This window comes from Enterobacter sp. ZOR0014 (genome assembly GCF_000798855.1).
Taxonomy (GTDB): domain Bacteria; phylum Pseudomonadota; class Gammaproteobacteria; order Enterobacterales; family Enterobacteriaceae; genus Enterobacter; species Enterobacter kobei.
Map to the genome: position 1 here is coordinate 1 of NZ_JTLF01000169.1, position 8367 is coordinate 8367.

An 8367-nucleotide genomic window follows, 5' to 3' on the forward strand; every position below is an offset into this window, starting at 1 on the left:
GAACATAAGCTATCCCGATGGTTTGGGATTTTGCTGAGCCAAATTTATTTGGAGAAGGCATGGGTGATTACAACGTAACTCTTGATAACATGATGCGAGCAATACCAAAGCTTCCGGACAACAATATAGGATTCGTTGCTCAAGCTGATGCAGCAATGCAAAACATTTCAAGAGATAAAGTAATCTCCACAGATCCACCTTACTACGATAATGTGCCTTATGCAGATCTCTCAGATTTCTTTTATTTTTGGTTAAGAAAGCCTTTGAAGGGGATTCTACCTGAGTTTTATTCTACGATCTCAGTACCTAAATCGGATGAGTTAGTTGCTGATAGAAAAAGACATGGTTCGAAAGATAATGCCGAAAACTTTTTTTTGGACGGGATGACAAAAGCGATGAGGCAGATCGCGACTTTGGCTCATCCTGCATTTCCAACGACGATATATTATGCATTTAAACAGTCTGAAGATAGTGATGCAGGATCTGCGTCAACGGGATGGGAAACGTTTTTAGAGGCAATAATCTCCAGCGGACTTGAAATAGTCGGCACTTGGCCAATGCGGACAGAGTTGGCGAACAGAATGAGAGGAATTGATTCTAATGCTTTAGCGTCTTCAATCGTTATGGTCTGTGTAAAACGAGACGATACTGCTAAAATAATTTCTCGAAGACAGTTTCAGAGAGAGCTACGGGAAAGTTTACCACAAGCTTTAGAGAGTATGATTGGAGGAGTGATAGGTGCTTCAGCGATAGCTCCTGTCGACTTAGCACAATCAGCAATCGGTCCTGGAATGGCAATTTACTCCCGATACGAACAAGTGCTCAATCAGGATGGAAGCAACATGAGTGTTCATGATGCTCTTATTTTAATTAATAGAGCTATTACAGAGTGTTTAAATCCAGATAGTGGTAATTTCGATAGTGATACATTGTTCTGTGACAGTTGGTTTAGTCAATATGGGTGGGGACAAGGTCAGTTTGGTGAAGCAGATACTCTGGCCCGAGCCAAAGGCACATCGGTAGACGGTGTGCGCGATGCGGGTGTGGTCGAATCAGGCGGTGGTAAAGTTCGCTTGTTGAAGTGGAGCGAGTATCCAACCGATTGGGATCCTAAGGGCGATAGCCGTATCCCGGTGTGGGAAGCCTGTCACCAGATGATTCGTGTGCTTAACCGGAAAGGTGAAGCGGAAGCAGGCGCCCTGCTGGCGAGAATGCCAGATCTTGGTGAGCAGGTTCGACAGTTGGCTTACCACTTATACACATTATGTGAACGTAAAAAATGGGCAGAAGAAGCCCGTGCATACAACGAATTAATTGATTCATGGCACGAGATTGTGACGGCTTCAAATGAAGTGGGGCATCGTGGTGAGCAGCATGACCTAGATTTTGACTTTTGAGTGGATGATAAAAGATGAGCTTAAAACCGTGGCGTGAAATTGCGCGCCCTCACAAAGATGTGCTTGAAGGAACATTCAAGCAATCTGAGTTTGCAGCGGATATTTCGCAAGTGGCATCAGGTAATGCAACGGCTGAGTACCAAGACGCAGAAAAATTCTTCTCTCGGACATTTATTACCGAGGGTATGCGTCTATTGTTAATTTCTGTTGCACAGCGCTTAGCAGGGCAAGGTGGCGACCCAGTTATTCAGCTTCAAACCGCGTTCGGTGGGGGTAAAACCCACACCATGCTGTCAGTTTTCCATTTAGCCTCGAGAAAAGTGAGCACTGATAAACTGACGGGTGTTCCTCCGCTTCTGGATGAAGCGGGTATTCACGATTTGCCGAGTGCAAAAGTTGCGGTTATTGATGGTATAAAACTTTCGCCAAGCCAACCTCAGCAGCACGGAAGTGTGTCTGCGAATACGTTATGGGGCGAGCTTGCTTGGCAACTTCTAGGAGAAGAAGGCTACGCGATGGTTGCCCAGAGTGATGCTGACGGCACATCCCCAGGTAAAGAGGTAGTTCGCCAGTTGGTGGAAAAAGCAGCGCCTTGTGTCATTTTGATTGACGAGTTGGTTGCTTTTGTTCGTCAGCTGGAGGTAGGGAAGCAATTTAATGCAGGTACATTTGATAGCAACATTTCATTTATCCAGGCATTAACTGAAGCGATGAAATCTGTTCCAAATGCAATACTGTTGGCCTCACTGCCTGAATCAGAGCTTGAAGTCGGCGGCACAATGGGTCAACGTGCATTAGAGTCGCTGGAAAAATACTTTGCCCGAGTTGAATCGGTTTGGAAGCCAGTGGCGAGTAATGAAGCCTTCGAGATTGTTCGTCGTCGTTTGTTTGAGTTCGCGGGTGAACGAGCAGAAGTCGAAGGCATTAGTCGTCAGTTCTCCGATTTTTATCGCGCCAACAGTGATAAGTTCCCGCTAGAAACACAGTCAAATGTCTACTTTGATAGGCTTTGCCAGTCTTATCCGGTTCATCCAGAAGTGTTTGATCGCCTGTATGAAGACTGGTCAACCCTGGATAAGTTCCAGCGTACTCGTGGTGTTCTGCAATACATGGCGATTGTGATTCACCGCCTGTGGAACTCAGATAACAAAGACGCGTTGATTATGCCTGGCTCTATTGCATTGGACGACAGTAATGTACGCAATAAGAGTATTCACTACTTACCGCAAGGCTGGGAACCCGTTCTTGAAAAAGAAGTCGACGGTCCTCGCTCAGAACCTTTTAGCATTGATGGTCATGATACGCGCTTCGGCAGTGTGCAAGCCGCACGCAGAGCTATGCGAACAATATTTTTGGGCAGTGCACCATCAAATGCAGAGCAAGGCGTAAAAGGTGTTAACCAAGAGCACATACTACTGGGCTGTGTACAACCGGGACAAACGATTGGTGTGTTTGAAGATGTACTCAAACGCTTAAGAGATCGCCTGCATTATTTGTATTCAGAGCAAGATCGCTACTACCTCGATACGCGACCTAATCTACGCCGCGAAATGGAAAGCCGTAAACATCATATTCAAGATAGAGACGAGCTGCTGCCACTGTTGAAAGACAGGGTCAACCGTGTGTTTGGGCGTAATCACTGTTTTGGCGGGATTCACGTATTTACACCGTCAGGCGATGTACCTGATGACTACGCTTCGGGGCCGCGCCTAGTTGTGCTTCCGCCTAGCTCTGCTTATAGCCGAGGAGATTCTAACCAGGCATATGAAGCCGCAGAAGAAATTCTCCGTAATCGAGGTGAGCAACCTCGTCAGAAGCAAAACCGCCTGATTTTCTTTGCTGCTGATTACGATGTGGTAAGCCGATTGAAAGAAGCTGGACGAATCTATCTTGCTTGGCGAAGTATTGTTACAGATGTCAACGATGGCAAGCTGGACCTGACTGTTTCTCTGTCTAAGCAAGCTAAGAGAAATATGGATGCGGCTGAGCAAAGCTTAAACCAGGTTATCCGTGAAGCGTATAAGTGGATACTTTGCCCAGTTGAAGAGTTTGTCAAAGGCAAACCTCAATTGGAGTGGGAATCAGTTGCGGTGTCGCCTGCCTCACAGAACCTAGTTGCCGAGATTGAGAACAAGCTAAAAGAAGAAGAATGGCTAATTTCTGAATGGAGCCCTATTCATCTGCGTAACACGCTTCAGAGATGGTACCTAAAAGAGGGGGTAACTGAGGTTGGTGCGTTAAAGGTTTGGCAAGACAGTTGCCACTATCTTTACCTGCCACGCCTTGTTAATGACCAAGTGTTCAAGAATGCGATCACTGCTGGTTTAAGTAGTGAAGATTACTTTGGTTTTGCTTCAGGTAAAGATGGCGACCGTTACTTAGGATTTATGTTTGGTAATGATTCAATGCTTATGCTTGATGATTCGTCACTCTTAATCGAACGTGAAGCTGCGATTGATTACCGTGAGCGAACCAAACCCGCCCCCCAACCGGAGGTACTCGATCCAACGGGCGACGGAGTAACGGATACTGGTAATGGTAATGGTAATGGTGGAACAGGATCAACCGATAATGGACGTACGAAGCCAGAATCAAAAACGCCAGCGCCTTCAACCGGTCAAACAGTTCAATCTGTAGCTAAAAAACAGTTTTATGGCGCTTTCGAGCTTGATCCATTAAGAGCAAAAATGGACTTTGCCACCATTGTTGACGAGGTGATACAACAGTTCACTGCCAAAGTAGGCGTGGAAGTGACGATTTCTATCGATATTCAGGCTCACGCTCAGGATGGATTCGATGAGGCGCTTCAGCGTACTATCAAAGAAAACTGTAGCGTATTGCGTTTCAACAGCTCAGAGTTTGAAGAATAGAAATTTTAAAACAAGTTCCCTCACTTCCAATGTGAGGGAATTTCTATTTCAAAACTCTTTGCAACATACTGAAGCATCGTAATGATTTCACCGTGCTTTTTTCATCATAAGGCTGTCCGTTTGTAAGCGTCAACTCAGCACCGCCTGGTTAAATTCGCCTCTCCCTGTAATTTAAGCTGACCTGCCCCCAGGATTAGATACAATCTTCAGTTAGTAATGGACTGACCCTGACCCCGAATATGCTCCAGTCATAATCAGGAATAACCTGATTAATACTCTAGTTACTAACAAATTTGCGTAGTTATTATTGCTGATGAGGGGTAATCGTTACGGTGGTCACAGAAACACTACTTCCAGTAAAGACCATCAGCCATCCTCCTAAGGGAGGATGGCTGATTAGTTTTATTTTATTAAACACATATGCTAGACATTGCCCCGATTTACCTTCGCATAGTCAAACGGCGTAATCCCCTTCACCCGGTTTGCATCCAAAAAATCCGCCCACCACTGCAACATTAGCTTGCGTTCATCCAGATGTTCTGCTTTATGGATATACGCCGCCCGCACCGAATTGCGTTCCATATGGCTCATCTGCCGTTCTACCGCATCCTTCGACCATAGCCCTGACTCAATTAGCGAACTACAGGCCATCGTACGAAAACCGTGACCGCAAACCTCCACCTTGGTGTCATAGCCCATCACCCTTAGCGCACTGTTCACCGTGTTCTCACTCATGGGCTTACGCGGATCATGATCGCCAATAAAAATGAGTTCATGTTTGCCGCAGAACTGTTTTATCTGCTTCAGGATTGCCAGCGCCTGCTTTGAAAACGGCACCAGATGAGGTGTACGCATCTTTGATCCTCGCTGAGAATGTTTCACGCCGGGAATAGGTTCTCGCTCAGGCGGGATGGTCCACATTGACGTTTCAAAATCGATCTCTGACCAGCGAGCAAAACGCAGCTCACTGGACCGAATAAAGATAAGCAGAGTAAGTTCGGTTGCCCAACGGGTTAGTGGCCTGCCGGTATAGCCGTCTATTTTCTCAAGTAACTCAGGGATGCGCTTTAACTCCAGTGCCGGACGATGCTGCCGATTACTGGAAGCAACTGCCCCCGCCATCTCCTGCGCCGGATTGTAATCAATTAACCCGCTTTGCACTGCATAACGCATGATAGCCGTGGTGCGCTGTTGAAGGCGGGAAGCCACTTCAAGACGTCCAGATGTCTCTACGGCTTTAATGGGAATTAATAGATCGCGGGTACCCAGTTCAGCAATATTGCGAGTACCAATTGCCGGGAAGATATTGTCCTCCAGGCTCTTTTTTACGCGATTAGCATGATCTTCCGACCATTTTTGGTTGGTCACAAGCCACTCTCTGGCAACCTTCTCGAAAGTAATAATCTCTTTCGCCTGCTCTTCTTTCACAGCACGTTTATGCTCACGAGGATCGATACCAGCAGCTACCAACTTTCTGGCCTCTTCCCTTTTCTTCCTGGCATCCGCCAGCGAAACATCCGGGTAAACGCCGAACGCCATCAAATGCTGTTTACCACCGAAGCGAAAGCGGAAACGCCAATATTTTGAGCCATTGGGGTGAATCAGCAAAAACATGCCATCACCATCAACAAGTGAATACTCTTTTTCCTCAGATTTAACAGAACGAACCTTAGTATCAGTCAGGGCCATGATGGTATTCCTTCCATATGCTGCCGTGAGTATATAAGCATTATCGAACCAGCATATATACTCGGTTTTATACTCACAAGCATGTTGATGTGGGGTAACTCAGATTGACGTCGGTTGACTGAAAAGCGGGGCCAAGCCTTGCGGATACTGGATTTCAGGCACAAAAAAAGACGTCCGTTGACGTCTATTGATGTTCCGATGGTGCCGAAGGCCGGACTCGAACCGGCACGTATTTCTACGGTTGATTTTGAATCAACTGCGTCTACCGATTTCGCCACTTCGGCACTGAAGGGGATGCGGAAACGTTGTGGATTATACCTGTCGCGCGCCGCCATGCAAGCGACGACGCGCGAAACCCACGCTAAGTGCCCAAAAAACCAGCGCTACCGTCACTCCAGCTCAGATACCGCCAGCCGAATCACGCCTGCCGCCTTCTGCTCCGGCAGCGCCAGCACCTTCGCCCACATCTCCTGCACCATATCGCAGGAGAGCTTCTCTTTGCCCGCCGCCTTCTCCGGCATCTGCAGCAGCTGGATGTCCTCGCCGTACTTATCGGCAAGTTGCTTCATAATCGGCCGCACATCCTCGACGGCCGCCTCGCGTTCGGCCGTGGTCACGGTGTGGCGGTTTTTGCCGTAGGCCGCGCGCATCATGTCGGCGTCGGCCTGCATGCGCCGCGCCATCAGGTCTTTATCCAGCATGCGCATCGGGTTGATGCCGCCCTTCACCATCGGGTAAAGAAAGCGGAAGCAGGCGTCGTCGCTCACCTTCTGGATGGCGGCGGTCTGCTCCATGTTGATGGTCATGTAGTTCACCACGTTGGCGTCCGGAGCGTTTTGCAGGCGCGACATCTGCAGATGCAGGATCTGCGGCTGGATGGTGTCGATAATCTGCTGCTCCGGCTCGCCCGCTTTTTGCAGGGCGGCCATCTGGTCAAGGATGCGCTGATGCAGCGCAGGTTCCTGCTCCTTAATCACCTGCCAGGCGGGCATCGCGTTAAGGGCAGCATCCATCTGCTGCTCCGGCGCGCGCTGCCTGTCGAAGAACACCCAGAACGCCACGGCGGCGGCCGCGACGACGACAATCACAATACGGGTCCACGTTTTATTCATCTCGCATCCTTATCCTTGCGTTATGCCGGTTTACACCGGCACGCCGCTGTGGAAGCGAAACTCGTTGTCCGGTGTCGAGATAAGTGTGGCTTCAATTTCGCCAAAATGCTGTATGCGCGGTGAGATATCGTCGTCGCTCACCTGCTGGGCCAGCGCCAGGTAGTCCTGATAATGGCGCGCTTCCGAGCGCAGCAGCGAGAGATAGAATTTCTGCAGGTCGTCGTCGAGGAACGGGGCCAGCGCGGCGAAGCGTTCGCAGGAGCGGGCTTCGATGTAGGCGCCGCAGATGAGTTTGTCGATCAGCGTCAGCGGTTCGTGGGTGCGCACTTCTTTAAGCATCCCTTTGGCGTAGCGGCTGGCGGTGATTTTGACGTACGGAATGTCGCGGGCCAGCATCGCCTCGCGCACTTGCCAGAAGTGGTGCAGCTCCTCTTTAATCAGCAGCACCATGCTGTCGATGAGCGCCTGGCCCCACGGGTCGTCGGTTTTGGGCATCACGCTTTTGCCAATCTGCTTGTGCAGGGCAATAAAGTCCGGCTCCGGGCCGTCGCGGAAGGTGAACAGTTCGTAGGGTTTGAGCCAGTCGAGCAGCGCGTCGGCACCGCTTTCGTCGGCGACGTATTTACGCACGAGTAATAGCGCGGTCTGGGCGGCCTTGAGCTCGCACACCATGTGGTCGGTGAGCAGCAGCGGCAGGTTTGCCGGGTCGCGGGCTTTATCAATCCATGCTTGCGGGGTCGGGCACTGGAGAAAGTTGAGTACGGGGGCGAGTATCTGCGGGTAATCCATGGTTCTGCCTTGAAAAAGCGGTGGCGAGGGCCACCGCCTGAAACGCTTAGTGACGCACGCCGTCGTCGTCTTCGTCGACGTAATCTTCGTCGTCGCCTTCTTCGCCGTCTTCACCGTTCGGATCTTCGAAGTAGGTTCCCCAGCCGTCGTACTCCACCTCGAACTTCTCGGCCAGGTTCATCAGCTGTTCTACCTGCGCGTCAATCAGCTCCGCCTTCAGCGCGCCTTCGCTCAGGATGTCGCAGCAGATGACGGTGTCGCCCTCTTCCACTTCCAGCTCTTCCGGCTCGGTCACTTCGTAACCCAGCTTGAAGGCTTCCACCGCCATTTTTTCCAGCGCGTCGAAATCATCCGCAGAGAAATGGTGCTCGATGGTGTACAGCGCGTCCGGATCGCTACCGTCTTCCAGCAGCTCTTCAATAATCAGACGCGTCTCTTCGCGTTGCTCTTCCAGGTGTTCCGGGTTTGCCATGGCTCAATCCTCTTTAAAGTGCGGCAGATACTTCTATT

General features: G+C 49.8%; 6 protein-coding genes and 1 tRNA gene. 2 read left to right on the forward strand and 5 right to left on the reverse strand.

The window, feature by feature from the left end:
* Nucleotides 1–17: 17 nt before the first annotated feature.
* Together L977_RS08770 and L977_RS08775 are read left to right on the forward strand one after the other, a co-directional pair.
* Nucleotides 18–1397, forward strand: a complete 1380-nt coding sequence (locus L977_RS08770) for a DUF1156 domain-containing protein (RefSeq protein WP_052192615.1) — start codon at nt 18–20, stop codon at nt 1395–1397.
* A 14-nt stretch (nt 1398–1411) separates the two neighbouring features.
* Nucleotides 1412–4267, forward strand: coding sequence for an ATP-binding protein (locus L977_RS08775; protein ID WP_047625607.1), 2856 nt, complete (start codon nt 1412–1414; stop codon nt 4265–4267).
* Between the two features lie 423 nt (nt 4268–4690).
* Here the strand turns inward: L977_RS08775 and L977_RS08780 are convergent, their stop codons facing one another.
* From L977_RS08780 to rraB, 5 genes are all read right to left on the reverse strand, one after another.
* Nucleotides 4691–5956: a tyrosine-type recombinase/integrase gene (locus L977_RS08780; protein ID WP_047625608.1), complete on the reverse strand. Its 1266-nt coding sequence runs from the start codon at nt 5954–5956 to the stop codon at nt 4691–4693.
* Between the two features lie 199 nt (nt 5957–6155).
* A tRNA-Leu gene (locus tag L977_RS08785) sits at nt 6156–6240 on the reverse strand.
* A 105-nt stretch (nt 6241–6345) separates the two neighbouring features.
* Nucleotides 6346–7068: a hypothetical protein gene (locus tag L977_RS08790; RefSeq protein ID WP_047625609.1), complete on the reverse strand. Its 723-nt coding sequence runs from the start codon at nt 7066–7068 to the stop codon at nt 6346–6348.
* 30 nt (nt 7069–7098) lie between these two features.
* Nucleotides 7099–7857, reverse strand: a complete 759-nt coding sequence (gene miaE / locus L977_RS08795) for a tRNA isopentenyl-2-thiomethyl-A-37 hydroxylase MiaE (protein WP_047625610.1) — start codon at nt 7855–7857, stop codon at nt 7099–7101.
* 46 nt (nt 7858–7903) lie between these two features.
* Nucleotides 7904–8329, reverse strand: coding sequence for a ribonuclease E inhibitor RraB (rraB, locus tag L977_RS08800; RefSeq protein ID WP_014882320.1), 426 nt, complete (start codon nt 8327–8329; stop codon nt 7904–7906).
* Nucleotides 8330–8367 lie beyond the last annotated feature (38 nt).

Excerpts from the sequence above, each read along its gene's own strand:
- L977_RS08775 (WP_047625607.1), top strand. The coding sequence starts at position 1,412 with ATGAGCTTAAAACCGTGGCGTGAAATTGCGCGCCCTCACAAAGATGTG.
- L977_RS08780 (WP_047625608.1), bottom strand. The coding sequence starts at position 5,956 with ATGGCCCTGACTGATACTAAGGTTCGTTCTGTTAAATCTGAGGAAAAA.
- miaE (WP_047625610.1), bottom strand. The coding sequence starts at position 7,857 with ATGGATTACCCGCAGATACTCGCCCCCGTACTCAACTTTCTCCAGTGC.
- rraB (WP_014882320.1), bottom strand. The coding sequence starts at position 8,329 with ATGGCAAACCCGGAACACCTGGAAGAGCAACGCGAAGAGACGCGTCTG.
- L977_RS08790 (WP_047625609.1), bottom strand. The coding sequence starts at position 7,068 with ATGAATAAAACGTGGACCCGTATTGTGATTGTCGTCGTCGCGGCCGCC.
- L977_RS08770 (WP_052192615.1), top strand. The coding sequence starts at position 18 with ATGGTTTGGGATTTTGCTGAGCCAAATTTATTTGGAGAAGGCATGGGT.